Origin of the sequence: Nostoc sp., from assembly GCF_036917555.1 — a bacterium.
GTDB lineage: Bacteria > Cyanobacteriota > Cyanobacteriia > Cyanobacteriales > Nostocaceae > Nostoc.
In genome coordinates, this window is sequence record NZ_JBALDD010000037.1 from 80,633 (window position 1) to 106,795 (window position 26,163).

Here is a 26,163-nt window from a genome sequence, read left to right on the forward strand (position 1 = left end):
TCGTTCTCCTTCTACCCTACCACTTTTACGGACATCGAGCGTGTATCTCCTTCATAATCATTCTTTACAGAAAACGCACCATTTGCAAATCGTAGCCAAACCGGATATTGTTTCGGTTTGGCAAATAAACCTTGTTTTAGGGAAATGGCTTGAAGTTGAGCTTCACTTAATGAGGTGCGTTTGCTCAATTCTTGCTTAATTGCTGCTTCATCAAAGTCAAAGATTTCTAGAGTTCCTTGTACAGCAGCGTTGGTTTTAGAGTGGGTATCTCTCTTTGGAGTTTTTTTCTTATCACCTCCGTAAAGATTATCCATATTCTTTTTGACTAGCTCACTCATGCGATCGCAATATTTTGCTTCGTCTTTTTCTGGATATTCGGTAAAGAGTTTCATTTTTTAAAAGGTAGGATTAATTAGAAAATACTTTATGTGTCTTTAACAAGTAGGGTGTGTTTTATCATTCGTAACACACCCAAATCCATTAGGTAATCAAACTGGCTGCCAATCTTGGCGATAAAAAGAAACTCTATAGTTTTTACCTTGAGGAATATTGCGATGCACCACTTGGGAGAGAGTCTTTGTATTCTGAATTTCCTCCCAACCTACTGGTGAAAAAGTTTCTGGATTGAAGACATTTTCCGCTAGTAGAGGATTGGTAAACGCTTGAGAAAAAGCATCAATTCCTATCAGTCGTCCGACTAAAGGTGGTAAGGCTGAATTTGAACGCAAATCTTCTGCATAGAGTCCCACGTACAGCTCAATGTTATCTACATGACCGTACAATCGTTGCAGTTCTTTTTGGACTTTTTCATTGCTACTAATCTGATCGAAGTCGGTCACGCGGGGATAGCTGCATAAGTCACGGTAGTCGTTATAGCTTCTTAATTTTGCTTCACGACCCATACGAATACTAGCTATTTCAGTGGGAATGAGAAATTCAGGTGTGTTGAATAAACTCAGTTGCGCTGCGGGTTGGGAACAGCTTTCTTCAAAGATGGCTCCTAATCCCTTGTTGATAATCATGTCGTTGTTCCACATGGAGGCAGGCATGGGAAGCTTTTGCCCGTTATACATTAAAGTATCGGGTAGCATACTATGCCAACGATAGACTAAACTAAATTCCACTGACATCCAATTATGGCGATACCACTTTTCATCAGTGAACGCGAGGGGATCGGTGAAAAATTGAAAGTGATAGGGAGTTATATGGTTGATGTAATCTTCTAAAACAATCTTGAGAAATTCAGCCATGACAATATTTCTTGCCGTTTGGAAAAGGCGTTCATCGTCCCAAGTTGGATAATTTTTTGTCAAGAGATCGCACACGCGATTATGTTCCCTTAAAGAAAGAACATTCAGCATGACATAGCCGATTTGCACGTTTGCTCGTTCTACTTCCAACCCCATCGCAAACAACTTCTGTTTCTTTTCTGGAGGGAACGTTTCTGCTTTTGGGATAGACTCGTCGGTGTAAAGATGCGGCAACCCTCTAAATTCTTCTTTGGGTTTTCCATCTTCGTCATAATAAAAGGGAGGATATTCTTCCCCATTAATAATTTGGCTTTTTAGCTTACCGCCTTCATACGATCGCAGCAGGTGCGTAATCTTGGGATTTAACCCATAGACATTGCACATATCGATGTGGTGGTTAGAACTATTCCTGCGTGGATCGTGGCGGTCGGTTCTCAGAAAGCTATCTGTAAACCATTGAACAAAATAGGGGAAAATTAGAGAGGATTTAGGGGAGTATTTCGTTTCCCCAGTTTTGCGATACAGAATCTCCAAATCTTGAATCGGCGGCAGATTTTTTTCAAACTTTTCAGCAGGCGTTAAATTAATGCCGATATAGTTTTCATTAGTTAAGGGTTTCCAATCTAGAGGTGGTAGTTGGAGTCCTGAATATGTTCGATCAATCAACGAATCCCAGGATGTATAGGGAGACATTGTACTAAACGGATATGGACGAGTCGGAATTTTTAATATGGCATTGTTAGTGAGAGTTTTGTTGACTTTTCTAGCAAGACCTGGGTTGCTTTGAATAAAGTTCCAAACTGGTTTAAAGCCGGTTAAAACAGCCGTCTCAAGTTTGTTTCTAAACCCATCTTTTGATGTGTCTCTTTTTGCGGTCATAATTTCTCCTTTAGAATTGCTTGTTAACTTAATCGCTTGCTTCTGTTTGAAAAGAACGCTAATTACTGCTGATGGTTTTGGCAAGACAAAAACATCAGTAGTAGGGCTAAGGCAGCAGGCACTCCTTGAAACAAGATTATTAAAAGATTAATTCAGTTTGTCGATAATCTTTTGTAGATTCTTGGGTCGATAGTCTTTGCGACTTTTCAAACGGTTGATCGTGCTTTCATGAATATCTTCAATGACATCGCCAACCTCACGAAACTTGACTCCAGCCAATTTAAAGAATCCAACATCGTTCTTAAAGTCACATTCATAATTGGGGTTAATGCCTGTCGGAATCACACTTGGATCTAAGTCAAGCCCCAATCCCAAGACACCGACGGAATCAATCATCCACTTTAAAGCAGCATCTGATAACCCACTATGTTCTTCTGTTCCACCACCAACGCAGCCGTGCTCACCAGGAAACCACTTTTGAATCACTCGCTGCTTTTCAGCCTCAGGATGCTTTTTCATGGGAGTTACATCAAATACTTCACGGATTTCGTCGATCGCAATAGCGTGCAATGCATTCTCAACACATCTATTTAAAGTAGTGTCATGGAATCTATAGCGCTTATTCAGCTGCTCATTCAACTTGCTGAATGCGGGCATTTCAGGAATCCCAAGGGCACCAACGGTGTCAAAACAACCGATTAAGGTGATAGGGACTCGCTCTCCGTAGTCTTTACGGTATTCGATTGCTTCCTTATCTCTGGGTTTAATATCTCGGTTACGGTAAAGCTCGTAAGCTTCATGTGCTTTAGTAACATGGGGGCGGTCTAGAAGACCAGAGCAATAGATCATTCCCGCTAGACTTCTAACTGTGTAAGCACCGCGACTGAAGCAAAACAGATAGATTTCATCACCAGTAACATAATTGAGACTAAGAAATCGGTAGCAATCTTCTATATTTCTATCGATTCCTAGTCCGGTAGCTCCTCCTAAAATCTTTTGACTCTCGGTTCCAATGCCCTCGTCATAAAATATGATTTGTGTAACCCCGTCACTGGCGATCGGTTTCACGGATTGAGCTAACTTAACCACATTGCTTGGGTAAGGACTTATTAATTGTTGCCAGGTTCCATCACAGCAAATAACAAGACGTTTCATAGTTCTATTTCAAAGTCTTTGAGTAATTAGGTTAATGATGTTGTTGGTTTGTTAGACCACTTCTTCCTAAGTAAAAAAATATTTTAAAAGAGCGATCGCAGCGTCAACTGAAGAGAAATGACGGCGATTGATAAAAAAAATAAACGCGCGATCGCTGCATCAATTTTAGGGAAATCTTCCCACTTAACTGCTTTCACCAATGGCAATAAAATTAAAAGCTGATTTTTCTTTCGTCACTGCGATATCTGGAGAGCCTGTACCAGATTGTTGCTTAATTCCTAAATCCCAGATAGCAACTTCCGCCTTGTTTGGAGTTATATCTTTAACAATAATTTGATTATCAGCACCCCAATCTTTCAAAGTAGCTACCACGCTGGGAGGTTCAGCAAAAGGTTGTAAAAAAGTAATGACATAGGTTCCTGTATCCGGTGATTTAACTTCAAACCCTTGTCCAGTTTGTTTTGTTCCGTCTTCACCAACTGTTCCGTAAATAATTTGTTGTGTCATTTTTTTCACCTTTAGATGTTTTATGGGAGTAGAGTGCGTTAAAGCAATGCAATAACGCAACCTCTACCTCATCGAATTTCAGTCAACTTAGCTTTTAGCGGCTCAAGTCTAGTTATTTGTTTGCTGGTAACTGCCGTGGTTGTGCAGGATTAATTGAGATAGGTTTGAATGGCTTGAATGTGTTGATATCTACACAGGTAGTATTATCCAGCTTGGTTCTGAGTTCAGCGCTGAAAGTAACTAGCTGCTCAACAAGAGCCTGGCGATCGGTTAAGCAGCCTTTGATTGCCATAAGTTCTCCCAGAGTCCACTCATAAAGATGTCTGTCTGCGTTGTTAATGATCACCGTCAGTTCGTTTCTGATTCTCAAAATTTGATTGAGAAGCTCGTCCACTTTGATGTTGATCACATTCGCTACCTGGATGTTGAATGACTCTCTATCGCCTATTATGTTGATCACTTCATCGACATACTGTGTAACCAGAGTTATGAATGTCTGATTCCACTCGTTGCGGACGTTCTCAATCTTGGTGTCAATATCTCTGTAGACGTTATTAATCTTGTTGTTAATTTCAGTGCCGTTGACAACGAAGTTCAGAATCCTGTTGTTAATTTCAGTACTATTAATAACAACACTCTCAATCTTCTGATGTATTTGAGAATTATCGTTCAAGATATTCTCAATCTTCTGGGTTAATTGAGCGTTATCAAAAATTTGGTTAATGACAATGTTGTTGGTTACATTGTGCTGTAAGCGCCGAGCAACGTACTGGTTTAATACGTTATTCTCATTGACAATATTCTGAGTAATTAACTTGACGTAATTTTGTAGCTTTTGCTCATAGGTGTCATCGATTTGCTTGCTAACATACTGATTAATATCAGTATTGTTATTAACGATGTTTTGAGTAATTAATCTGACAAATGTTTATCTGCCACCTATTATGTTTATCAGTTCATCAACTTGCTGTGTAATCAAACTGATAAATGTCTCATTCCACTCGTTGCGGACATTCTCAATCTTGCTGTTAATTTCAGTGCTATTGGTTACAAGGTTGACAATACTGTTGTTAACTTCAGTGTTGTTGTTTACAGTTTGCTGTAAGCGTCGGTCAACGTACTGGTTTAATACATCATTATCATTGATGATGTTTTGAGTAATCCCTTGGATGTGATTTTGTATCTTTTGCTCGAAGGTGCTGTCGATTTCCTGGCTGACGTACTGACTAATCTCAGAATTATTGACGGTGTTCTGAGTAATTAATCTGATGAATGCCTCTCTGCCACCTATTATATTGATAACTTCATCGACTTGCTCTGTAACCCGACTGATAAATTCTTAAAGTGCTTCTCGTAGTTCTTCAGCAGCCAATTTTCCAACTGATCCCAATACTTAGCCTCCAGGGTGACATCAGCTGCATCTATGACGTTGATAGATGCATTAATCTGCTGTAACTGCTCCTCCCACTTCTTCTTAAACTCGTCTTCCTTCGTTAAAGCGGAAGGTAAACTCTACCGAGCTGTTCGCACCTACTGCTTCACAACTCCTAGATCTGCCTGAGCCTTGAATATTTGTAACAGTCTCGGTTGCACTATTTGTAACAGACCCCTTTGTAGCAGTTTCAGTTGTACTATTTGTAACAGATCCCGTTGTAGCAGTTTCGGTTGTACTATTTGTAACAGACCCTGTTGTAACAGTTGCCTTATTATTCTCCTGTTTTTTATACTTCTCAGTCAGTTCAGTTGCATTTACTGGCTCTATTGCCAGAATAATTTGACCTTCGTTATCATCTTTGTAGGTATCAATAAATAAACCTAATAAGGTAGTTTTTTCTTTGACTTCTAAAATTACTTCGTCTTTCAGACCATTTAATGAAAACCAACTTTCTTCAACTTCTATACCAGTCAGTTTTGTAATAAATTTTCCACCTTGAACCAAAATTAAAGCCCAAGGTTCTAAATCAAACTTCTTACTCTCAGACCAATATGTGGCATTACCTTCACGAATTTTCATCTTATAATTTCCAGGTGTTAATTCAACAAAGTTGGAACCTGATTGTTTTAAACTAGACAGATTTGTTTCATCCAGCAGATAACAATTGTGTTTGCTGTCTACTGTTAAAGTCGGAGTGCTGAAAAATGGTTTGTTACTGGTAATAGAAAGATTAATTGCTCCACTGTTATCAGCATTATTGACATCAAAAAACAAGGCGTTGAGAACTGCTTTCTTTTTGACTTCTAACTTCAGAGTATCATTATATCTATTTAAGGTTGTCCAGGTTGCACCTACTTCAAAACCTGTGCTTTTATTGATAAATGTACTACCATCAGCCCCATATATCCATAGTAAAACAAATGGTTCTCCTTCTGTTTTGCTCTGGGCATAGCTGTAGCGACCATCAGTAATTTTGATATCAAAAGTACCTTTCTCGAAAGTAAAGGAAGTTGCAACATTTTGTTGCAGGTTGTTCATTTGATCGCGGTCAATAACGTAACAATTATTTTTGGTATCGATGGTTAAAATATTCATACTATCTTCCTTGATAACTTGAATTTCTTCAGATTTTGTCTCTTCCGATTTTTCTTTGGAGTTTGCTTCTGGAGGGATTTCTGTTGTTACTGCTGTAGCTGGTTCATAAATAGTGATACCTGCCCAACGACCTATAGGATCGGTTATGGTAACTAAAGTTCCAATACCCGTGGTAGTATCAATACGGATTAATTGTCCGTCTTTACCTAACTTAAAGAAGTTGCCAGTCACGCCATAAAGAACATCACCAACAAACTCCATACTGGCAATATCAGCAAAGCCAATATCGCCGATAGTTTTGACTTCACCTGTATCGAGGTTGGAGCTTGCTAATAATTTCTTTTTGTCGTAACCAATCAAGGTAATATAAGCTTTACCATCAGCATCAAAGGCAACTTCGCCACAGTTGTAGTTTTTATCAGCTACCGTTACTACTGGTGTACCTTTTCCTGTTTCCACATTAATAGCAATCAGTTGTTTAGTAGTTGTGGCGTAGAGGGTATGACGCTGGCGATTATATGCTAAACCAGATGTAGCAAAGCCAATATCACCAATTACAGTAGCATCACCTGAATTGAGGTCAATTTTAACTAGTCTGGTCTTATCGCCCTCTCGATCTAGTCCATATAGTTGGGAACCGACAAAAGCAATGTCAGAAACCTCTGTAACTATCTCGCCAATAAAAGTAGCTTTACCTGTGACTAAATCTAAAGTATAAAGTTTGCTTAATTCATTGGAGACACAATCTTGGATATAAACTGCTCCTAGTTTGAGCTTAATTGTTTTAGCTGTACGACTACCACAAATAAATTTTTCTAAAACTGCATTAAAACCACTGATAGTATCTTTATCTGTAAAAGATTGTCCACCTGTTGAGGTTGCAATTCTGGCGTATTCAGTTTTGATACCTGCTTGATACTTGCTCTTAGAAGTTCCAAAATAGGTGTGAACAGTAACTCCTGCTGTTTGGGCTTTTTGGATAGCTAAATTAGCCGCTGCAATATCCTTTTGCTCTGTTTTATCTCCACCACCTTCAAGTGCTTCATCGCCGAGATAAAAGATAGCTCGTGCTGCACCTTCACGCCAATTAAAGTATTCTGAGATATCTTCAATGGCACGCGCTGCATCTTCTTGCGCTCCTGCTGACTTTAATTCTCCTCTTTTTCTACCTCGGAGTTTGGATTCAGACACCTTAGCCTTTTGAGTTAGATAATTTCTGATAGTTTGGTCAAAGTTTGTCCCTTTCCAAATACCTTCTATCCTTAACCAAACTACTTTTAAATCTGATGGACAACTAGATTTAGCTTTAGCGATCGCACTCGCAGCAGCATCACTCAAACTCTGGGCTTCATCTTTCATCGAAGGACTAGTATCGATGACTATCACTAAGTCAACAGCAGGTATAGAACTTGCTTGTTTACTCATACTTGGTTCCTTTTTTTTCTTTTGGAATAAACTAAATAATTTCATACTTGAGAGGTTAATAATTTTCAATTTTGAAAATTAATCAAAATCCAAGTGTTAGACACTGCTTTGGATAGATGAATTTTTGTAAGTACTTAATTTAGCAATTCTTTAAAGTGCCTTCATATATCCAAAGTTTGGAGTACTCACTGCCTTGTTAAATTCTGCAATGAGCTTGCTGTATCCAAATGTAATTACTAGTCTTATTACCTAAGGATTAAGACTATCAGATTTCAGGCAAATCTGTTGTACCAGTTCAATAGTTGATATCTAGAATAGTTGCTATGATTGGATTTTTTTATTTTGAATTTAGAATTGTTTATGACACCTTCCATAAACCAGGTTTATCCCGTTATTTGGCACAACGACTCGGTGTCACTAATTGACCAAACCCGCTTACCCAATGAATATACATTCGTAGAAATTCACCGCAGTGAAGATATGGCGCAGGCGATTAAAACCATGATTGTGTGAGGTGCGCCTGCAATTGGTGTGGCTGCCGGATGTGGAATGTATCTTGGTGCAAGAGAAATTGCAACAAGCGATCGCTATTTCTAATCACTGATTTGAGAAAAACTGACGATAGTTGCTGAGAGTAAATTCATTGGAATCCTTGTAAAGCAAAAATCCCACGGCTATGAAACTAAGGCATTGTCTCAGTTTCATAACTGTGGGACTGTCAACATTTCTGCTATGACTATAAATACCTAGATTTAGACACTTAATGGTTGCACTTCCGGCAAGGATACCTGACTATCTGGATGTTGTACCCGATTCAGCCAGCGTTCGGCTTTGGAGTAGTTATCTTTTTGTACCTGTTTGATCGCTTGTTTGTAGTTCAGTGTTACGCCCCAAACATCGTTGGAGAAACGCTTTTGTTGCTTCATTTGCTCAAAGAACTGAACAGCTTCAAAATTTGATAAATTACCTTCAGTTTTGGCGATCGCTAGCAACACTTCAAACACATCATCCGCCATCTTGGCATCACCACACACGTAATAGTGACACTGAGGATGACTGAGCAGTTTCCAGATGTCCTGGGGCTTTTGCTGCATCAGGGTTTGGACATACATCTTTTGCTCACCTTGGCGCGAAAATGCTACCTCTAACCCAGAAAGCACACCTTGATTCAGCCACGTTTGCAATTGCTGCTGATAGAGGAAATCATTGTGGTTGCGGCAGCCAAAATACAGACAGGCATCACTTAATGGTTGTCCTTGTTGCAACAGAGCTTGTCGGTGTTGGAGAAAAGCAATTAGGGGGGAAACACCAGTTCCAGGGCCTACCATCAGCATGATTGCATCGGGATCGGTGGGAGGACGGAAAGTGGAAGTGCGAACATCGATGCGAACCATTGCTCCAGGTTCGAGTCCAGCTAAGTAGTTGGAGCAGAGTCCCTGACGAATTTTGCCTGTATCGGTGCTAACTTGCAGCACCCCAACAGTGATTTGAATTTGCTGGGGATGGAGCAGGGAAGAGGAAGAAATGGAGTAGAGGCGGGGCTTTTGTTTAGGCAGTAACTCTAGTAAGGCTGCTAATGTGATTTGTGCTGAGGGAAACTCATCGAACAGATCGGCAACGCTCATCAAGTTGTCCGTGATGGTTTTGTTGAGCATAATCTTGTCAGGGTAGTCGTTCCCCTGCTGAAGAATTTCCAGCCATGTTTCTAAGCGATGTTTCTCTTGGGGATTTTCTGCTACAGATTGCAAGTAGACTAAAAGCTCATTGAAGGGTTCTCGCAAAGTCAGATCGAGTTCTTCAAAGAAAACTTGACCGACGGTCATCACCCCAGAAATAGGAGGTTTATCTTCTACTTCAGTGCCATCTGGTGTACGATAACAAGCTGTGAAGTAGGTGTCTGGGTTTAGCGAAAGGCGATCGCATAGACGGTTAACAAGTTCAGGTGGATTCCAGGGATAGACTGCAACGTGATCGCCGGTTTCATAATGCAGGTTACTTTTGGAGAGATCAAAAGCGATCAAGCGAGTAGAACGACTGCCAGAAATCACTTCTTGAAGCAATTCCTGATTCGCAACAATGGGAACTGCAATGCCGCGTAGTTTACCGCCGTAGGCATCGCTACTCACTTCCACTGGGATTAAATTTGCTGCTTCTGCTTGATTTAAGAAGGTGATATTTAGTTGAGAAGCGGCTTTTGTTGTCGCATCGCCAGAGGTAACATCTTCACCCAATACACGCGAGATTAGTCCCAGCCATTCTTTGAAAGTATCCGCCTGTCCTTTAATTTCATCTCCTTTGTGGAGCGGGACGATGCAGTTTGCTCCTACCTTAGCTAAGGTCTTATCTACAGCAATCCCAGCAGCACAAAAATGTTCGTAAACCGTGCTGCCAATCCCCAGAATAGAATAGTTTAAGGTATTGAGGGAACCTACAGGTTGTTGCTTCAACCACTTGAGGAACCGCTTACCGTTTCCAGGCATTTCGCCATTGCCAAAGGTGGATGTCACAACGAGCAACAGCTTTTCCGATCTCAACGTATCGACGCTGTATTCATCGAGTGCCATGACTTTAGGACGGTAGCGTTGCAGTTGACGAGCCGCTTTCCGTGCCAAGCCTTCAGCCGTACCTGTCTCTGAGGCATAGAGAATTAAGATCCGGTCTTGTTTGTGGTCGTCTTCGTTAGCAACGCTCACGAATTTTGCTAAGTCGATGCCGTCTTCAACTGCCCAGCGATCAGCAGCATGGTGATAGGCTGGTTCTAAATAAAAATCGCGGGTTGAATGATGCCAAACTGGACAAGCACTACCTCCGGCTGGCGGCACAACCCAACTCCAATCAGCCGGACACTCCCGCCCTGCTCTCTTTTCGCGGAGGTCATGAGCGAGGTACTGACGAGAGGCAGACTGGTGATCGACCATTGTCACCTTGGCTTTCTGGAAGGAGTATAGGATGGCGACATTCAGTTCCAAAGCGACGCGATCGCGCCACAAGGTTTGTTCTGAACTAATATCCAGGTTGAGTACTTTGGCGATTTCCTCCATTTTGTCGTAACGCCAGTCTTCCAAGAAATCCCTAGCAATTTCCGTACCCATATACCAGCCATTGAAGGGGAGGCAGCAGTAGGTAATGCCACCAATATCCATGCGAAAATTGCTGATGGCAGGGACGCCATACCAACGCAGACCCAGCGATTTGAATTCTGGAATTGTGGGATGCTCAATCTCGACTGACAACACTTCATCGTGATTAAACTCGTAGAACTTTGGCTCCATCCCGGCGGCTTCAATGACCAGGGGCAAGATATCATAGGGTGTACAAGGTTTGGGCGGTTGCCAGCCCAGTTTGATAATCGCTTTGGTCAGTTCGAGATTAGCGCGATCACCGATTACACTGCCATTTTCCTGTTCGTATGCCGCATACCGAATTAGCTGCGGATTCCAAATGCGCGGCCCCCAACGTTCTTTAGGCTGCTTGGGACGGAAAACAGTCATGGTGATTTGGATATTGCCGCCGTTGGTAGCAAACCGCAGGTGTTCTTCTAGCTCCCGAAACATTTCATCGGGGTCAGTGATGTGGCGGCGATCGCGCACTACCATATTATTCCACTGAATCCGAGCGATACACTTAGAGGCATTGCGCCAAGCCAACTGCGCCCCATAAGCGAGTTCTTCATAGCTGTGGGTGTAAATGCCTGTTGCTTTTACTTCTTGCTGAATTTCTAACCAACGCCGGGACTTATCCTCCGGTTCCCATACTTGTTCACTGGCTATTGTGTCTAGGAACTGCTTTGCTTTTTTGAGCAATCGCTCCTCATTCACCATCGGCTGTTTCATCACATTGGTGACGCGATTGAACAACGTCTGCCATGCGTGCCGCACCTCAATAGTGAAATTTGGCAAATACTTTTCAAACAGCGTAAACATACTGTCTGCAATGGCAGGATAAGCACATGATGGCACCCCGATACTACCGTGAAACTGACCCAAGACACGCAGTTCTTGGAGCAACTGATCGCTGCTGCCACTTTTCAAGCAACGAATCAGAAATTCTAATGCTTGGAACAAGTGGAGAGACAGATAATCCATATCTGCCCGTCCAAAAATCGGTAGCACAAAAGGATATTTTTCAAACAAAATCTGATAAAACTCCATGCCCATCTGCTGCTTATTCTGGCTGAACACCTCCCAAGAATTCACCATCTCTTGCAGCATTTCTGGTGGCAAAGCTGACTCGTAGCGACGGATGGCTGACACCATCGGTATAATTATGTGGGTGTCGAAGAAGCGGTAGAGAGCGGAGTTGGTTCCTTTTGCCAAATCCTGGCGATCATACTCTTCTAAATAAGGAATTGATGGCAGCATCCACATCCACACTTGCCGCGCTTTCAACCAGTGATGGGGACGCATCCCGATATCGGCAAACAGCGCCCCATAATCCTCAACTGTGTCTAAGCCATCTCCTTTTTCTGGTGGCACACCTGTTAAAGCTTCTGCGATTACATTCTGGGTGTATGGCTGAAGTTGATGGATACAAAAGTCGAGCAACTCATAGAAGTAATCGTTGATGCTGTCGAGCGCTTCCCCAAAAACATACTCTAATTCCGGCTCCTCTAGCAATAAACGCTTCAAGAATTTTTCCATTTGCAATTCTTTCCACGATCGCAGTTTATTCCACACGTCCTTGACAATTACTTCTTCTGGCGGTGTCAAAGGTACGGCTTCTGGAATCTCAACCTTTATCTCTGTTACTTGAGCTTGTTGGCCATGAAAGCGACGATTACTGTTTTGATTACCAAATAGCGTCAGTGTGCTACTACTAGTTTCACTTGCACTTTGTGTCAGGCGAGTTTTCAACTTCAGCTGGGGTGCCACATTCCAGGTTGAGATGGGCAATTCTATCTCGGCGCTGCTCTGTCCATTCAGACAATCCTGAGTAGCAAAACTTACCGTTCCGGCATCCTGCCAAAGATGGCTGATATCGCCTTGCCGATAGCATAAAGTAATGGCGATCGTGCAGTCTCCCTGGTTTTTCAAATCTACTAACCAGCTGGGCTGCATCCTGGCAAAAAGATCCTTGTGCAATAAAGGTTGCCCCTCATTAGAAATCACCTGCACACGGCATTTATACTTGTAGTCTTTGGAAACTGGAAAATCACTAACAGATAACTCTGTTAAGTGAATAACTCGCTGATCGTGATTCATACTTGAACTGTAAAGCTAGTAAGGAGATGGTTTCGCTTGAGTGTCCTGCATTTTTTAACACAAGGATTATGAAGTTAGTTATATTACTCGCCCAACGTATATTTAATCTAAGCTTACAGGATATTTATCAGTAAAATTAACCAAAATTTACTAAAATTTCATATATGTTTCCCATTGATTTAACTATCTTAGCTGTTTTAAGAATTTCAATAATTCAGAGCAATTTTTTGAAATAAATAATGGCAAAGAATTGCAGGGTTTACTCTTTTGGTAAAATATCCTACTACAGACTAAAGCTCTTACTAAATAAGGGTTTTGTCTCCTGAATGCGAGTAAAAAATGCTATATTATTAGGGGTAAATACAAGGAGCCAGCACGATAAAACTCATGTATGTTTAGTTTTGTAAAAACTCTAAGAACACTTATTTATAAGCTGTTCGCTGATTTTAAATCTTGCCACATAGCTTGATTTTTTTAACGCAAACTTACTTTAAATTTAAATTAGTAATAATTTTGATGACAAATTCTCCAAACCAGGTTTATCCAGTTATTTGGCACAACGACTCGGTGTCACTAATTGACCAAACTCGCTTACCCAACGAATATACATTTGTGGAAATTCACCGCAGTGAAGATATGGCGCGGGCAATTAAAACTATGATTGTGCGAGGTGCGCCAGCAATTGGTGTGGCTGCGGCGTATGGAATGTATCTTGGCGCCAGGGAAATTAAGACTAGCGATCGCACCGAATTTTTGCAACACTTAGATAAAGTTGCCCAGTTGTTGCGTTCTACCCGTCCGACAGCGGTAAATTTATTTTGGGCAATTAGCCGGATGATCAAAGCTGCCTACGAAACGCTGGGAACAGTAGAACACATCAAGCAAACCCTTTTCCAAACAGCCCAAGCAATTAATACTGAAGATTTACAAACCTGTCAAGCGATCGGCGACAATGGTTTAGCAGTCTTACCCAATACCCCAAAAAAACTAACGTTGCTTACTCACTGTAACGCTGGGGCATTAGCTACTGCTGGTTATGGCACAGCTTTAGGTGTGGTGCGTTCTGCGTGGAGGGAAGGACGTTTAGAACGTTTATTTGCTGACGAAACCCGTCCCCGCTTACAAGGTGCAAAACTCACCACTTGGGAATGTGTGCAAGAAGGTATTCCAGTTACATTAATTACTGATAATATGGCAGCCCATTGCATGAAACAGGGTTTGATTCATGCTGTAGTTGTGGGTGCCGATCGCATTGCTGCCAATGGCGACACTGCCAATAAAATTGGTACTTATGGTGTTGCGATCGCAGCTAAAGCACATGATATACCCTTCTTTGTGGCTGCACCCCTTTCTACTGTTGATTTTGAATTAGCAGATGGCAGCAAAATTCCCATTGAAAAACGCGATTCAACAGAAATCTATCAAGTTGGTGATACCATTCTCACACCTAAAGGTGTAGATTTTTACAACCCAGCTTTTGATGTGACTCCGGCTGAGTTGATTACAGCCATCATTACAGAGAATGGAGCGATCGCACCAAGTAAATTGGTGAAATTTCAGATAAAGCAAGTAGCTTAAGTAGCTGGACAAAAATATTTATAGTCATTGCGAAGTTGTTAACCAATCCCAAACCCCTGTGATTGCTTCTCTACGAGACGCTGCGCGAACATTTCACTTCGTTACACTCGCAATGACATTGTGTGATTAATTCTGTCCGACTACTTAACATCAATCCTATATGAAGATGCATATAACATTGAGCGGACTTTGTAAAAAAGTAGTGCCAAATCCAGCTAAAATACTTGAATTTGAAATTATTCCGCTCAATTGAACAGTATTGATCTCGACTTCTTTAATAGGAATTATGTAATGAAAACGAGTAAATCTTTGGCGATAGTAACTATCTGTGCCCTGTCAGCATTCACCATTCCATTTGCTGCTATGAATCTGCGCCAGGCGAATGCCTACTACCCCAAAAAGGATTGTGACCGCTTTGCAGTTGGCACATATCTCATAACATTATCTGGTGCATCCTCAGCCCGCGAACTGCTAACGTTGACCCAAGATGGCAACTTTTTCGCCTCTGACTCCAGCCAAGCCGGTATTTCGGGTACGCCTGGCGTGGTGGGGCAACCCTTTGGTAATCTACAGGGACGTTGGAAGTGTACCGGGAACAGGGAAATAACCATTACGGCAGTCAACTTCGGTTTTCCAACTGGGACATTATCCGCTAGCGTTGTTCGAGATGATTATCATATAACGTTCGATTCCACAACTCAGGTAGTGCAAGGGACACTCATATTTCGTTCCTTCCCTTTAAACGCCAACCCGCTAAATAGAAATAATGATTCGTCGGTGAAGTCGTTCAGAGCCACTTTCACAGGGCAGCGCGTCAACGCTGATTAAATTAACTTACTGACCACTTGCCAACGCTCTACACGCTCTAGAATGTCCTACAAAGCCTCTTAATCCCTTAGACGTTAATCTTTCGCATTTATTAGCTGTCGATTCACGTCAGGTTAAGAGGCTTTGAAGCTAGCGTGCCAATTCTATTCGCTAAAACTTAAGTTGATACCAGTGCATTTAACCAAAATGCTGAATAATTGCCTCGGCAAATTCAGAACATTTTAAAGGTTCAACTGGCGGTTCTAACAACCGGGCTAAATCGTAGGTGACTTGACTACTTGCGATCGCATCGCTTAAACCTTTCTTAACAAGGTCTGCGGCTTCTTGCCAACCCAGAAATTCCAGCATCATCACACCAGACAAAATCACTGAACCAGGATTAATCCGATCTAAGCCAGCGTGTTTGGGTGCAGTGCCGTGGGTAGCTTCAAATATGGCACTAGAATCACCAATATTTGCCCCTGGTCCCATTCCCAAACCACCAACAATAGCGGCGGCGGCATCAGACAAGTAATCGCCGTTCAAGTTCATCGTCGCCAAAATCGAATACTCATCCGGTCTAGTTTGGATTTGTTGAAAAATACTGTCAGCAATCCGATCATTCACCAAAATTTTATCTTTCCATTTGCCCTCGCCGTGGGTTGCCCAAATTGAGTTAAGAACGGTTTCAACTTCCTTGACAATTTGTGCTTTTTTCTCTTCTGTAAGAGCATCAAACCCAGGATCAATCTGGCGGGCATTTTCTTCCAAGGAAATATTCGGATTTTTTTCCTTGTTACTTAAAATCCAAGATTCCCGTTCAGTAACAGTTTCTTGCCGAAATTCGCTGGTTGCTAATTCATAACCCCAGTCGCGGAAAGCGCCTTCGGTGTACTTCATAATGTTGCCCTTATGCACCAAAGTCACCTGTTGCTTGTATTTGGGCAATAGCAAAGCGTGTTTGATCGCACGTCTAACTAGGCGCTGGGAACCAGTTTTGCTGATCGGTTTGATGCCAATACCAGAATCAAGAGGAATGCGTTTTTTCCCATGTTCTGGGGTGGCGGGGATCAGTTCTTCATTGAGAATTTTAATTAAGCGATCGCCGATTTCGCTACCTTGTCGCCACTCTATGCCTAAATAAATATCTTCCGTATTTTCCCGATAAACAATTACATCCAGCTTTTCGGGATTTTTGTGGGGTGAGGGCGTACCTGCATAGTAACGGCAAGGACGCACGCACGCATACAAGTCAAAAATTTGTCGTAGTGCTACATTTAAAGAACGAATTCCTCCGCCAACGGGAGTAGTCAAAGGCCCTTTAATAGCTACACCATATTCTTCAATTGCCGTGAGAGTGTCTTGAGGTAAATACTGATAAGTACCGTATAAATCACAAGCTTCATCGCCAGCGTAAACCTTGAACCAGCTAATTTGACGCTGACCCTTGTATGCTTTGGCTACAGCAGCATCAAGAACTTTTTGGGTAGCAGGCCAGATGTCTATACCTGTACCATCGCCCCGAATAAAAGGGATAATTGGATTGTCTGGTACGATTGGTTCACCATTTTTGAAGGTGATTTTTGCTCCGGTTCCGGGGGGGGTAATCTTTTCGTACATCGTTCACACACTCCTAATCAATACGCTGCTATTCAAAAAACCTTATGTGGCAGGCTTGTATATTTTGCTGTGTCTTTTGTTCACCAAGCCATAAGGCACAGATTTTCCCCCTATTCCCCTTGTACATTATTTGGGGATTAAGTGTGGGATTCAGTGAAGCGATCGCAATTTTGTACGATCAAAAATAGTAAACTACTTTTCGCTATCAGTGCTTCACCTTGGAGAAGCCCAATAGCTTACCGCTCTTTCACTGACCGCTAAAACGAGAATGGCATGACAGACCCAATGATTTTATCAGGCCCTGCAAATGACATCGACTCCTTCCGACAACCGTTAATCGCTGGGTCTGAAAAAGTCCAACAACAGATAATCCCACAGTTAGCTGAGTTGGGTAATGAGGGATTAGACGTGTTGATGGAATTTTTACTGAAACGACGTGAGAACCCAGCTACTTGGGTTGATGGCAAAGCTTACCAAGTCCTCTATAAGTCCGATGCACCTCAAGCCAAAGAATTTTTGCGCTCCTCTTTCCCTGAGGGAATTGTACCTCTAAAATCAGAGTGCGCGATTAACTACAATTCTTTGCAACAGCTACTTGCTGTTCAAGACTTCCAAGCAGCCGATCGCGTCACCATCGAAAAAATGTGTGAACTATCAGGGCCAACGGCTGTACAACGAAAATGGTTGTATTTTACTGAGGTAGAAAATACCTCGGCTGTTGACTTGCAAACCATTAACAACCTCTGGTTAGCCCACTCTGAAGGTAAATTTGGTTTTTCAGTGCAGCGAGAAATCTGGTTAAGTTTGGGTAAAAACTGGGAGAATTTCTGGCCGAAAATTGGCTGGAAAGCAGGTAATACCTGGACGCGATACCCTAACGAGTTTACCTGGAATCTGAGTGCACCAAGAGGTCACTTACCCCTCTCTAATCAACTTCGAGGGGTACGAGTCTTTGCTTCTTTGCTCTCTCACCCAGCTTGGACACAGTTATGAGTTAGAAGTTATTAGTTATGAGTTGAAGAGGTTTTTAATTTAAAACTCAAAACTCAAAACTTAAAATTCCTAACTCCTAACTCCTAACTATTAACTTTAATCAAATTAATGGCAAACGTTCGTCTAGAAGATATTAAACGTAGATTCAATAACGTTACCGCTATTGAGGACATTACCTTTGAAATTCCTGATGGCGAGTTTTGGGTTTTAGTTGGACCATCGGGTTGTGGTAAGTCTACAATTTTGCGAACGATCGCTGGTTTAGAAACTGCTACATCTGGCAAACTTTTTATTGGCGATCGCTTAGTGAATAATATCCCAGCCAGACAAAGGGATGTGGCGATGGTGTTCCAAAACTACGCTCTCTATCCTCACATGAGTGTGGCGCAAAACATCGGCTTTGGCTTGCAGATGCGGAAGGTTGACCGAAAAATCATTCAAGAACGGGTGATGAATGTGGCGCGATCACTTTCTCTGGATCACCTGCTAGATCGTAAACCCAAACAACTCTCTGGGGGACAGCAACAACGAGTAGCATTAGGGAGAGCGATCGCTCGTGAACCACAAGTATTTTTACTTGATGAACCTTTATCTAATTTAGATGCCCAATTGCGCGATGATACCAGGGCAGAATTGAAACAGTTACATCAAGAATTAGGCATTACAACTATTTACGTCACTCACGATCAAGTTGAAGCCATGACTTTGGCTGATAAAATTGTCGTCCTAAATCGCGGGCGGATTCAACAAATTGGCGATCCCCAAACTATTTATGCAAATCCTGCTAATCAGATGGTGGCAAGTTTTTTAGGCAGTCCGCCAATGAATATCTTGCCTGCAATCTATCAGAATAATGGTTTTGATGTGAGTGGACAATTATTAGTAATTCCAGCAGTTGTGAAAGAAAAATTACAGTTGCGTCAAGGATACAGTTTTGATTTGGGGATTCGTCCAGAGCATATAAAAATAAACACTGACTCAGAACAGGCTGAACAACAGCTATCCGCTCACAGTACTCAAAACTCAGGACTATTATCAGTTGAAGTTAAAGTTGTAGAACCTTTGGGAAGAGAAACTTTGATTCGTGCTGGTTTACCTGGTTCGGCGGTGATGTTGAATATTCAGGTAGGCGGTGATGTGCGTCTGCGTCCAGGCGATCGCCTTTCTCTACAACTCGATTTAAATCAGTTATTTGTATTTGATCCCAAAACTGGAGACAGAATCTTATAAAGAGTTTCTTAAACTGCCAGAAATAATCGCTAATTTCCAATTTTTTGTAGCCAGAATCTAAGAAAATAAAAACTGCAATAGAGACTTAATGGATTAGTTGCAAAAACTTATATGACTATTAATCGACGCCATTTCTTGTTTTTACTTACATCAGGTGCTGGTGCTTTTGCATTAGATGCTTGTGCATCGGCAGAGAAATCTCCTCAGGGAAACACTGCAACTTCCGAGACAACACCAAATATAACAGCAAATACAACACCAAATACAATAGCAAATACAACGCCAAATACAACAGGGGCTATCCAACTACCACCTTTACCTTATGCCTACGAAGCACTGGAACCACACATCGATGCCAAAACGATGCAATTTCACCATGATAAACACCACGCAACTTATGTAAAAAACCTGAATGCAGCGTTAGCCAAACACCCAGAACTCAAAGGCAAAACTGTTGAAGAACTGTTGCAAAAACTTGACAATGTACCACAAGATATTCGCAAAACAGTACGTAATAATGGCGGTGGTCATGTCAACCACTCAATGTTCTGGGAAATTATGAAGCCGAAAGGTGGGGGAGAACCAACAGGAAATATAGCCTCCGGGATTAATCAAAATTTTGGCTCTTTTGCAGCTTTCAAAAAACAGTTTAACGAAGCTGGTGCTGGTCGTTTTGGTAGTGGTTGGGTTTGGCTAGTGCGTAACAAAGATGGCAAGTTGGAAGTGACAACTACAGGTAACCAAGATAGTCCCTTGAGTGCAGGTAAATACCCTATCCTGGGTAATGACGTATGGGAACATGCATATTATCTCAATTACCAGAATCGCCGCGCTGATTACTTAGATGCTTGGTGGAACGTGGTTAATTGGGATGAGATTAACAAGCGGTTTGCAGCAGCAAGCAAATTTGCCTGAGATGAGACGATAATTTAGAGTTATAGGCACTTATAAACTGGCAACAGAAACAAGATTCTGCTGCCAGTTTTTTGATGCAAGTCGTGTTGCCTAAAAGCAGATAGAGAGTTATGGATAAGTGAGTATAAAAAACTAGATTGTGCGGTGATTTACAGCTATTTTCAGGTAGATAGACCACGCAGTAGGGGCACAGCATTGCTCACCTGTATCAACTTAAGTTAAATCGGCGGTTAGAAACCGCATCTACACAAACAAAACCCGCCTACGCGGGTTAAAAAAGTTTGATTTTCCATTAGCCCACGGAGGTGGGCTTCTCTGCGTTCGCGCAGCGTGTCGCAGACAGACGCTACGTGAACGTTTGTGTAGCTGCAAATTCTATTCGCCAGGTCTTAGGTTGACTTAACATATTTTTACTATCAAGCAACAGAAATAATATTGGATTAGAAGATTAATCACCAAGGTTTATTTGGGAATCCTATACATAGCCAATGATAATCATCAGGATGTGAGGAGAGCCAATCTGAGGTGATGCTATCAAATAATAAAAATTCTCATGCCAAAGGTTATTTACCACTACGCTTAGTACTTGTGCTTCCCTTCGTTTTGCAAATTTTTGCCGCAGTAGCACTGACAGGCTATTTATCTCTTTGCAACGGACAGCAAGCAGTGAATGATTTAGCCAGTCGATTGCAACGTGAAGTTAGCGATCGCATCGACCAGCATCTAGATAGTTATCTAAATACAGGTCGTCAGTTAGCTGAAATTAACGGAGATGTTATTGATTTAAAATTGTTAGATACCCAGAATTTGAGCTAATATCTCAGCAAATTATAATTCGCACTGAGGTATTCAGCAACTAAAATACAGTATTAATTCAGATCAAAAATAACGGTTCAGGAATGCCAGAGCATATTAAAGCACATATCTTTGACCACTTGTTGAGAACGGGATTAGGATTAGCGTAGACGCAAAGCGTCTTGCCGCAGGCATCGCTCGTCAAATTGTTGAAGAAACGCACAATGGTAATTTGATCTGCAACTCCGTTCTGGGTAAGGGCACAGAATTTGTCATTGAGATTCCTTTAGCTTAATGACTAATCTCTGTTCTTAATTACGAATTACGAATTACGAATTACGGATTATAGCGACTTTTGAGTAGGTATACCAACAGCGCGGGGAAAATTAGCTGGTGTGTTTGCTACCTTACGTAAATAAAGGCAATGACGGATGCTATTACTCAAAGGTGTTGTAAATTGTTCGATTGATTCAATAACGCCACCCAACTGCTTCACAGCATTCTGCAAAGTAGTTGTTTCATCCTCTGTCCAATTACCGCGATAAATTATAGCTAAACCTCCCTGTTTGAGCAGTGGTAGCGTATATTCTGCACAGACAGAGGCTGCCCCTACAGCACGGATCAATGCAATATCGTAAGCTAATCGATGCTGGGGGTGCTGACCGATTTCTTCAGCCCTACCAACAAGAGTTTTGGCATTGTTAAAGGCAAGTTCAGTTAATATATTGTCGAGAAAAGTAATTTTTTTGCGAGTGGAATCGAGAAGAGTAATTGTACAATTAGGTACAGTAATTGTTACTGGAATACCTGGAAAACCTGCACCTGTACCAATATCAATGAGAGCAGGGGAAGCAGGGGAGCGCTTGTGCAGGGGAGCAGGAGAGAAATTTGCTGATAACAGAGGTGCAATTCCTCGCAGAGAATCCCAGAGATGTTTTTCCCAAAACTCTTCAGGATCAGTGATCCGAGTTAAATTTAGTTGGCGATTACCTTCTAGGATTAACTCATAAAGCTTTTGGAATTGCGCTTGCTGTTGATCAGTTGGTTGCCAATTGAGAGTTTGCTGCCAGATTTCTGCCATCTTGGGTAATAAGTTTGTCATAAGGCATTTGTCATAAGGCATTTGTCATAAGGCATGGGGTATAGTTCTTCTCTTTCTCCCCTTGTCCCCCTGCTGTTTTCTCACACTGTTGGTAGAGGTTCTTTAACTTTGGATTCTAGTGTCTTTGGGTCTACTGATTCTAGTTCACCGTGGTTGAGTGTCCAGCAACGGTCTGCGATCGCTAACAGATCCCCAGCGTCGTGTGTCACTATTAACAATGTCCAATCTTGTTTCAGTTTTGCTAATAAATTTACCAGTTGCCGACGCATTGACCAATCTAAACCAGCTGTGGGTTCATCCAATAACAGTAAATTTGGCTGGCGAATTAATTGCACTGCTAAAGCTAAACGTCGTTGTTGACCACCACTCAAAGCATGGGGAGCAGCGGAAAGCGATAAATGCTCTAATCCCACCTCACTCAGTGCCTGTCTGACTCGTTCTGACCCTAACTCAGGATGTCCTAAACGCAATTCTTCTAAAATCGAACCACCGCAAAAGTGCCGCTCTGGAAACTGAAATACTAACCCGGCTAATTGTTGTAGCTGTTCGGCTAAAAGTTCTTGTTCCCGCCAGAAAAGAGCGCCAGTAGTAGGTTCGGCTAGTCCCGACAAAATTTCTAGTAAGGTACTTTTACCGGAACCACTCGGGCCAATAATCAGACCTAGCTGCTGGGGTGCTAATTCTAAATTGATCGATTTGAGAATCGCTGTTGGGCACGCTGTAGGATGATAATTTACATTTCGGAGATAAAGCATTTGTTAAGATTACCAAAAAGTCAGCAAATTACTGATTAGTCACACTGAGGCTGTCTGGAAAATTCTGGAAAAAAATTTATAGCGCATTACCTGAATTAACACCTTAATTTAGCAGCAAGAATTATCCACTTTTTCTCCATTGTGGCAGACTAAGCCTTAAATAATGGCTAGAGCAAGCCTAGAAACATAGAAAGATTACCAATATATAAGAAAATTTTGGTTGAAGCAGAGGCAAGTTAAAATTAACTATTTTTGCATTCTAAGTAACACATACAACTATTTCAACCGCAATTATTCTGAGGGTTAAAATGACTAAAAGGTTTTCTTCGCCTCGATTAGTAGTATCTGCTAAACTCACTACCTTTGCTCAGACTGCTTTTGCAGGTGCGTTCGCCTTTGGCGTTGCCCCTTGGGCAATCACACTTAATTTGTGGGTAAATCCCTCCTTGGCTGGCGATCCGTTTCGCAATCGCGAACCTCATCAAATTGGCGATCAAACAGAAGCAGCTTTTAAAGCAATTTTCCAACAAGGCAACTATCCAGCAGCAGATCGTTATCTGCAACAAGCACTATCCAAAGAGCCAAATGAACCTCTAGCTTATGCTATGAAAGCATCTTTAGCATACGGAAATAAGGATTGGGCTAAACTCGACACATACAGTCAGAAAACTCTAGAAACAGGACAAAAACTGATTCCTAGCGATCCATTGCGTGGTAATTTATACACTGCTGTTGGTCATTTTTTAGAAGGTGCAGTAGTTATCACCCGTGAAGGTACAGTCAACGGTGTACCCCAAGCCTTGAGTCGGCTGCGACAAGTTTATGAATATTTAGACAAAGCTGAAGCAATTTCTGCCAACGATCCAGAACTGAACTTAATTAAGGGTTATATGGATTTATTATTGGCGGTTAATTTGCCTTTTGCTAGCCCAGATCAGGCAATTCGACGTTTAGAACAAAATGCTGCTCCTGGCTATTTAATTGATCGCGGCATTGCTCTTGCTTACCGAGATTTAAAAAGGTATCCACAGGCACTAGATTATGTCAACCGGGCGATCAAAACCACATCCGATAATCCAGAAATTTATTATCTCAAAGCCCAAATCCTGAAACAACTGGGGCAAAAAGAAAAAAGCCAGCAGATAATCCAGGAAGCGATCGCTAATTTTGATAAAGCATTGACTAAAAAATCCCAACTCCCAAGCGATTTAGTTAAACAAATTGAGCGTGAACGCAAAAGTGCTGTTAGCTTGAAGAATCCTTAACCCCCATTCCCCACTCCCTACTTTGATATGCTTATTTGCAGAAGAGTAATTGAGATATTAGACCAAAATGGAGATTCAGTTCCGCGAAATTAATCCTTTTGATATGTGGATTTGGCTGAAATTCAGCACAAATCCTTCTGCGCGTGAAAAGCAGTATGTAGAAGAAGTTTTCAATTCCTGGTTTTATTTAGGTAAATTGGGTGCATTTAATGCAGAGAATCTCCAAGTGCAGGACACTGGACTCGATATCAGCTACATGAATTATGATGAACAAGGCTATGACAAAAGTCTACTAGCACTGATGCACAACATCGGTGAGTTTGAATATGAGGGACAGTGGGGACGTTGTTGGTTTGACTTAGGAACCAGTGATGCGATCGCTCTGGATATTTTAATCAACGCTCTTACACAGCTAAGTCAGGAATATGTCACCATTGAAGAATTGTACATCGGTGGTGAAAATCCAGATTGGCCTATTGAGGATAGCGAAAGTCGTCCTCAGTCTATTTATGATAATTAGTTACAAAAATGAATAAAGCTGGCGAAATTCGGGTAATAGCCTTGGGGCTACTTCGGAATGGCGATCGCATATTTCTTTCTGAAGGCTACGACCCCGTAAAACAAGAAGCATTTTATCGTGCTTTAGGCGGTGGTGTCGAATTTGGCGAAACCAGCCGCGCCGCCTTAGAACGGGAGTTTCAAGAGGAAATTCAAGCAGACTTAACGAATATTAAATATCTCGGTTGTATAGAGAACCTGTTTATATTTAATGGTAGGCAAGGTCATGAAATTATTCAGCTTTATCAATGTGACTTTGCTGATTCAAAATTTTATCAACTGGAAAGTTTAGTTTTTTCCGAATCGCCACATCATAAACATAGAGCGTTATGGATAGATATCTCTCGCTTGAAATCTGGGGAATTCCGATTAGTGCCTGAAGTCTTTTTTGAATATTTATAAAGAATATGGAAGTTTGCTAAGATTACTTTGCTGTTAATTATGTTACCGCACTCAGCAAAGACACAATATACTGGTTGAGACTAACGCCTTCCCGTTCAGAAGTCTCAGCTAAACGTCGATGTAAAGATTTTGGCATCCGTAGTAGTAGTTTCCCGCTATAGCTATCACTACTACTTGGTAAAGGAATATTATCGTCGGCTTCATAAGCTGTCTCAATCCACAATTCCCGCGCCTCATTGAGATTTGCCATTGTCTCTTCAAAGGTTTCGCCTTGGGTAATACATCCAGGTAAATCTTTAATTTGGGCTACATATCCACCCTCTAGGTCGGGGTAAAGTGTTACAGGATACTGAAGATTTAAATAATATTCTAAGGACGGCTTCTCAATCTGCTGGTTCTTCTGGTTCAGTGTCTTCATCAATCCACTCTTCTAGATTTAAAAGTTCAACTATTTGCTGTACATAGACTCCTTTAACTTTTTGTCCTCCTGTTTTGGGTAGAGTGATGGTTTTACCTTGGGAGTCTCGGAAGCTATTAATGGCTACCCTTAGACTTTTTCTCCTCAAAGCCAAAAGCTTCCAATAGATAGTAAACTTCCTGAAACCGCACTTCTGGAGGTCGCTTTAGGAACTGATCTACTAATTTTCTTAATTTGCTCATTCAGAGATGATACTATATATAGTATCAAAATTTTGAGAGATAAAAAAGCGATCGCTTGTTGTATAAAAAAGGCATCGCACCAATCAACTCCAATCTAAGTTAATTCTGGTTCATATTTCGCCACCGTTCCCGCACAGTAAGCACTCATATTTTGATCAAAATTGGGTATGCGATCGCACTGTCTCGCTACAACTAAGAGAGCAACTTATAAGTGGCTTTACAATACATCTGAATCTAACTCTTGGGTTTTTCCTGCACGGTATTCAGCCATTGCCTCGGTTGCAAGGAAAGCGAGTACGTCAGGAGAACGGGCGAAAGCTTCATCCCAAGAGTGTTCATCTTCTAGTTCTTCCAAAATCATTGCCGCAATCGCATCTTGTTCATTGGCAGGCAAGTTTTTTAGTTTGGCGCTCGCTTGTTCAAGTAGCTCAGTCATAGCTGTTATACGAAAATCATACTATAAATTATCTCTGCTTACACTTTGTTGGGGTTGTTAGGGTGCGATCGCTTGGGGTGGGAGTAAAGCGCGATCGCAC

The 26,163-nt window shown here is 41.6% G+C and carries 22 protein-coding genes and 1 pseudogene; 10 read left to right on the top strand and 13 right to left on the bottom strand.

Annotated elements, in window-relative coordinates:
• Nucleotides 1-11: 11 nt before the first annotated feature.
• The 6 genes from V7K60_RS15760 to V7K60_RS15785 form a co-directional block, all read right to left on the bottom strand.
• Nucleotides 12-392: a hypothetical protein gene (locus V7K60_RS15760; protein WP_334926797.1), complete on the bottom strand. Its 381-nt coding sequence runs from the start codon at nt 390-392 to the stop codon at nt 12-14.
• 96 nt (nt 393-488) lie between these two features.
• Entirely contained in the window at nt 489-2,129 is a 1,641-nt protein-coding gene (locus V7K60_RS15765) for a peroxidase family protein (protein ID WP_334926798.1), read from the bottom strand.
• Nucleotides 2,130-2,276: 147 nt separating this feature from the next.
• Nucleotides 2,277-3,284, bottom strand: a complete 1,008-nt coding sequence (locus tag V7K60_RS15770) for a DUF2235 domain-containing protein (RefSeq protein WP_334926799.1) — start codon at nt 3,282-3,284, stop codon at nt 2,277-2,279.
• Nucleotides 3,285-3,467: 183 nt separating this feature from the next.
• Nucleotides 3,468-3,791 (bottom strand): hypothetical protein, encoded by a 324-nt coding sequence (locus tag V7K60_RS15775; protein WP_334926800.1) that lies wholly within the window; start codon nt 3,789-3,791, stop codon nt 3,468-3,470.
• A 112-nt stretch (nt 3,792-3,903) separates the two neighbouring features.
• On the bottom strand, nt 3,904-4,464 hold the full coding sequence (locus tag V7K60_RS15780; RefSeq protein ID WP_334926801.1) for a hypothetical protein: 561 nt from the start codon (nt 4,462-4,464) through the stop codon (nt 3,904-3,906).
• An 801-nt stretch (nt 4,465-5,265) separates the two neighbouring features.
• Nucleotides 5,266-7,746 carry a YncE family protein gene (locus V7K60_RS15785; RefSeq protein WP_334926802.1) on the bottom strand — a complete coding sequence of 827 codons (2,481 nt, stop codon included), beginning with the start codon at nt 7,744-7,746 and terminating at the stop codon, nt 5,266-5,268.
• A 360-nt stretch (nt 7,747-8,106) separates the two neighbouring features.
• Between V7K60_RS15785 and V7K60_RS15790 the strand changes: the two are divergent.
• Nucleotides 8,107-8,334 (top strand): annotated as a pseudogene (locus tag V7K60_RS15790) (S-methyl-5-thioribose-1-phosphate isomerase); the annotation flags it as partial.
• 164 nt (nt 8,335-8,498) lie between these two features.
• Here V7K60_RS15790 and V7K60_RS15795 read toward each other — a convergent pair.
• Nucleotides 8,499-12,947 (bottom strand): nitric oxide synthase oxygenase, encoded by a 4,449-nt coding sequence (locus V7K60_RS15795; RefSeq protein WP_334926803.1) that lies wholly within the window; start codon nt 12,945-12,947, stop codon nt 8,499-8,501.
• A gap of 516 nt (nt 12,948-13,463) precedes the next feature.
• Between V7K60_RS15795 and mtnA the strand changes: the two genes are divergently transcribed.
• Both mtnA and V7K60_RS15805 read left to right on the top strand, forming a co-directional pair.
• Nucleotides 13,464-14,525 (top strand): S-methyl-5-thioribose-1-phosphate isomerase, encoded by a 1,062-nt coding sequence (gene mtnA, locus V7K60_RS15800; protein ID WP_334926804.1) that lies wholly within the window; start codon nt 13,464-13,466, stop codon nt 14,523-14,525.
• Nucleotides 14,526-14,816: 291 nt separating this feature from the next.
• Nucleotides 14,817-15,353 carry a hypothetical protein gene (locus tag V7K60_RS15805; RefSeq protein ID WP_334926805.1) on the top strand — a complete coding sequence of 179 codons (537 nt, stop codon included), beginning with the start codon at nt 14,817-14,819 and terminating at the stop codon, nt 15,351-15,353.
• A 177-nt stretch (nt 15,354-15,530) separates the two neighbouring features.
• Here the strand turns inward: V7K60_RS15805 and V7K60_RS15810 are convergent, their stop codons facing one another.
• Entirely contained in the window at nt 15,531-16,952 is a 1,422-nt protein-coding gene (locus V7K60_RS15810; RefSeq protein WP_334926806.1) for an NADP-dependent isocitrate dehydrogenase, read from the bottom strand.
• Between the two features lie 273 nt (nt 16,953-17,225).
• On the opposite strand from V7K60_RS15810, the gene V7K60_RS15815 reads away from it, so the two are divergent.
• The 4 genes from V7K60_RS15815 (at nt 17,226) to V7K60_RS15830 (ending at nt 20,906) form a co-directional block, all read left to right on the top strand.
• Nucleotides 17,226-17,945, top strand: a complete 720-nt coding sequence (locus V7K60_RS15815) for a GUN4 domain-containing protein (RefSeq protein WP_334926807.1) — start codon at nt 17,226-17,228, stop codon at nt 17,943-17,945.
• Nucleotides 17,946-18,053: 108 nt separating this feature from the next.
• Nucleotides 18,054-19,175: an ABC transporter ATP-binding protein gene (locus tag V7K60_RS15820; RefSeq protein ID WP_334926808.1), complete on the top strand. Its 1,122-nt coding sequence runs from the start codon at nt 18,054-18,056 to the stop codon at nt 19,173-19,175.
• Between the two features lie 111 nt (nt 19,176-19,286).
• Complete coding sequence (locus V7K60_RS15825) at nt 19,287-20,090, top strand: superoxide dismutase (RefSeq protein ID WP_334926809.1); 804 nt, start codon at nt 19,287-19,289, stop codon at nt 20,088-20,090.
• 528 nt (nt 20,091-20,618) lie between these two features.
• Complete coding sequence (locus V7K60_RS15830) at nt 20,619-20,906, top strand: hypothetical protein (RefSeq protein ID WP_334926810.1); 288 nt, start codon at nt 20,619-20,621, stop codon at nt 20,904-20,906.
• A gap of 322 nt (nt 20,907-21,228) precedes the next feature.
• Here V7K60_RS15830 and rsmG read toward each other — a convergent pair whose 3' ends face one another.
• Together rsmG and V7K60_RS15840 are read right to left on the bottom strand one after the other, a co-directional pair.
• Complete coding sequence (gene rsmG, locus V7K60_RS15835) at nt 21,229-21,987, bottom strand: 16S rRNA (guanine(527)-N(7))-methyltransferase RsmG (protein ID WP_334926811.1); 759 nt, start codon at nt 21,985-21,987, stop codon at nt 21,229-21,231.
• An 80-nt stretch (nt 21,988-22,067) separates the two neighbouring features.
• Nucleotides 22,068-22,742: an ABC transporter ATP-binding protein gene (locus V7K60_RS15840; protein ID WP_104908342.1), complete on the bottom strand. Its 675-nt coding sequence runs from the start codon at nt 22,740-22,742 to the stop codon at nt 22,068-22,070.
• Between the two features lie 308 nt (nt 22,743-23,050).
• On the opposite strand from V7K60_RS15840, the gene V7K60_RS15845 reads away from it, so the two are divergent.
• From V7K60_RS15845 to V7K60_RS15855, 3 genes are all read left to right on the top strand, one after another.
• Complete coding sequence (locus V7K60_RS15845) at nt 23,051-24,007, top strand: Sll0314/Alr1548 family TPR repeat-containing protein (protein WP_334926812.1); 957 nt, start codon at nt 23,051-23,053, stop codon at nt 24,005-24,007.
• Nucleotides 24,008-24,074: 67 nt separating this feature from the next.
• Nucleotides 24,075-24,527 (top strand): DUF3531 family protein, encoded by a 453-nt coding sequence (locus tag V7K60_RS15850; RefSeq protein WP_069070833.1) that lies wholly within the window; start codon nt 24,075-24,077, stop codon nt 24,525-24,527.
• Nucleotides 24,528-24,535: 8 nt separating this feature from the next.
• Complete coding sequence (locus V7K60_RS15855) at nt 24,536-24,967, top strand: NUDIX hydrolase (protein WP_334926813.1); 432 nt, start codon at nt 24,536-24,538, stop codon at nt 24,965-24,967.
• Between the two features lie 37 nt (nt 24,968-25,004).
• On the opposite strand, the gene V7K60_RS15860 is transcribed toward V7K60_RS15855, so the two are convergent.
• The 3 genes from V7K60_RS15860 to V7K60_RS15870 form a co-directional block, all read right to left on the bottom strand.
• Nucleotides 25,005-25,385, bottom strand: coding sequence for a type II toxin-antitoxin system HicB family antitoxin (locus V7K60_RS15860; RefSeq protein ID WP_334926814.1), 381 nt, complete (start codon nt 25,383-25,385; stop codon nt 25,005-25,007).
• On the bottom strand, nt 25,351-25,533 hold the full coding sequence (locus V7K60_RS15865; protein WP_334926815.1) for a type II toxin-antitoxin system HicA family toxin: 183 nt from the start codon (nt 25,531-25,533) through the stop codon (nt 25,351-25,353). The genes V7K60_RS15860 and V7K60_RS15865 overlap by 35 nt, the downstream gene beginning before the upstream one ends.
• A 311-nt stretch (nt 25,534-25,844) precedes the next feature.
• Entirely contained in the window at nt 25,845-26,063 is a 219-nt protein-coding gene (locus tag V7K60_RS15870) for a hypothetical protein (protein ID WP_334926816.1), read from the bottom strand.
• Between the last annotated feature and the right edge of the window lie 100 nt (nt 26,064-26,163).

What these genes read in the sequence shown, in the direction of transcription:
- V7K60_RS15840 (WP_104908342.1), bottom strand. Translation starts at nt 22,742, where the DNA reads ATGCTTTATCTCCGAAATGTAAATTATCATCCTACAGCGTGCCCAACA.
- V7K60_RS15815 (WP_334926807.1), top strand. Translation starts at nt 17,226, where the DNA reads ATGACAGACCCAATGATTTTATCAGGCCCTGCAAATGACATCGACTCC.
- V7K60_RS15795 (WP_334926803.1), bottom strand. Translation starts at nt 12,947, where the DNA reads ATGAATCACGATCAGCGAGTTATTCACTTAACAGAGTTATCTGTTAGT.
- V7K60_RS15825 (WP_334926809.1), top strand. Translation starts at nt 19,287, where the DNA reads ATGACTATTAATCGACGCCATTTCTTGTTTTTACTTACATCAGGTGCT.
- V7K60_RS15820 (WP_334926808.1), top strand. Translation starts at nt 18,054, where the DNA reads ATGGCAAACGTTCGTCTAGAAGATATTAAACGTAGATTCAATAACGTT.
- V7K60_RS15760 (WP_334926797.1), bottom strand. Translation starts at nt 392, where the DNA reads ATGAAACTCTTTACCGAATATCCAGAAAAAGACGAAGCAAAATATTGC.
- V7K60_RS15855 (WP_334926813.1), top strand. Translation starts at nt 24,536, where the DNA reads ATGAATAAAGCTGGCGAAATTCGGGTAATAGCCTTGGGGCTACTTCGG.
- V7K60_RS15770 (WP_334926799.1), bottom strand. Translation starts at nt 3,284, where the DNA reads ATGAAACGTCTTGTTATTTGCTGTGATGGAACCTGGCAACAATTAATA.
- mtnA (WP_334926804.1), top strand. Translation starts at nt 13,464, where the DNA reads ATGACAAATTCTCCAAACCAGGTTTATCCAGTTATTTGGCACAACGAC.
- V7K60_RS15850 (WP_069070833.1), top strand. Translation starts at nt 24,075, where the DNA reads ATGGAGATTCAGTTCCGCGAAATTAATCCTTTTGATATGTGGATTTGG.
- V7K60_RS15765 (WP_334926798.1), bottom strand. Translation starts at nt 2,129, where the DNA reads ATGACCGCAAAAAGAGACACATCAAAAGATGGGTTTAGAAACAAACTT.
- V7K60_RS15775 (WP_334926800.1), bottom strand. Translation starts at nt 3,791, where the DNA reads ATGACACAACAAATTATTTACGGAACAGTTGGTGAAGACGGAACAAAA.
- V7K60_RS15810 (WP_334926806.1), bottom strand. Translation starts at nt 16,952, where the DNA reads ATGTACGAAAAGATTACCCCCCCCGGAACCGGAGCAAAAATCACCTTC.
- V7K60_RS15845 (WP_334926812.1), top strand. Translation starts at nt 23,051, where the DNA reads ATGACTAAAAGGTTTTCTTCGCCTCGATTAGTAGTATCTGCTAAACTC.
- V7K60_RS15860 (WP_334926814.1), bottom strand. Translation starts at nt 25,385, where the DNA reads ATGAAGACACTGAACCAGAAGAACCAGCAGATTGAGAAGCCGTCCTTA.
- rsmG (WP_334926811.1), bottom strand. Translation starts at nt 21,987, where the DNA reads ATGACAAACTTATTACCCAAGATGGCAGAAATCTGGCAGCAAACTCTC.
- V7K60_RS15785 (WP_334926802.1), bottom strand. Translation starts at nt 7,746, where the DNA reads ATGAGTAAACAAGCAAGTTCTATACCTGCTGTTGACTTAGTGATAGTC.
- V7K60_RS15805 (WP_334926805.1), top strand. Translation starts at nt 14,817, where the DNA reads ATGAAAACGAGTAAATCTTTGGCGATAGTAACTATCTGTGCCCTGTCA.
- V7K60_RS15830 (WP_334926810.1), top strand. Translation starts at nt 20,619, where the DNA reads ATGCTATCAAATAATAAAAATTCTCATGCCAAAGGTTATTTACCACTA.
- V7K60_RS15870 (WP_334926816.1), bottom strand. Translation starts at nt 26,063, where the DNA reads ATGACTGAGCTACTTGAACAAGCGAGCGCCAAACTAAAAAACTTGCCT.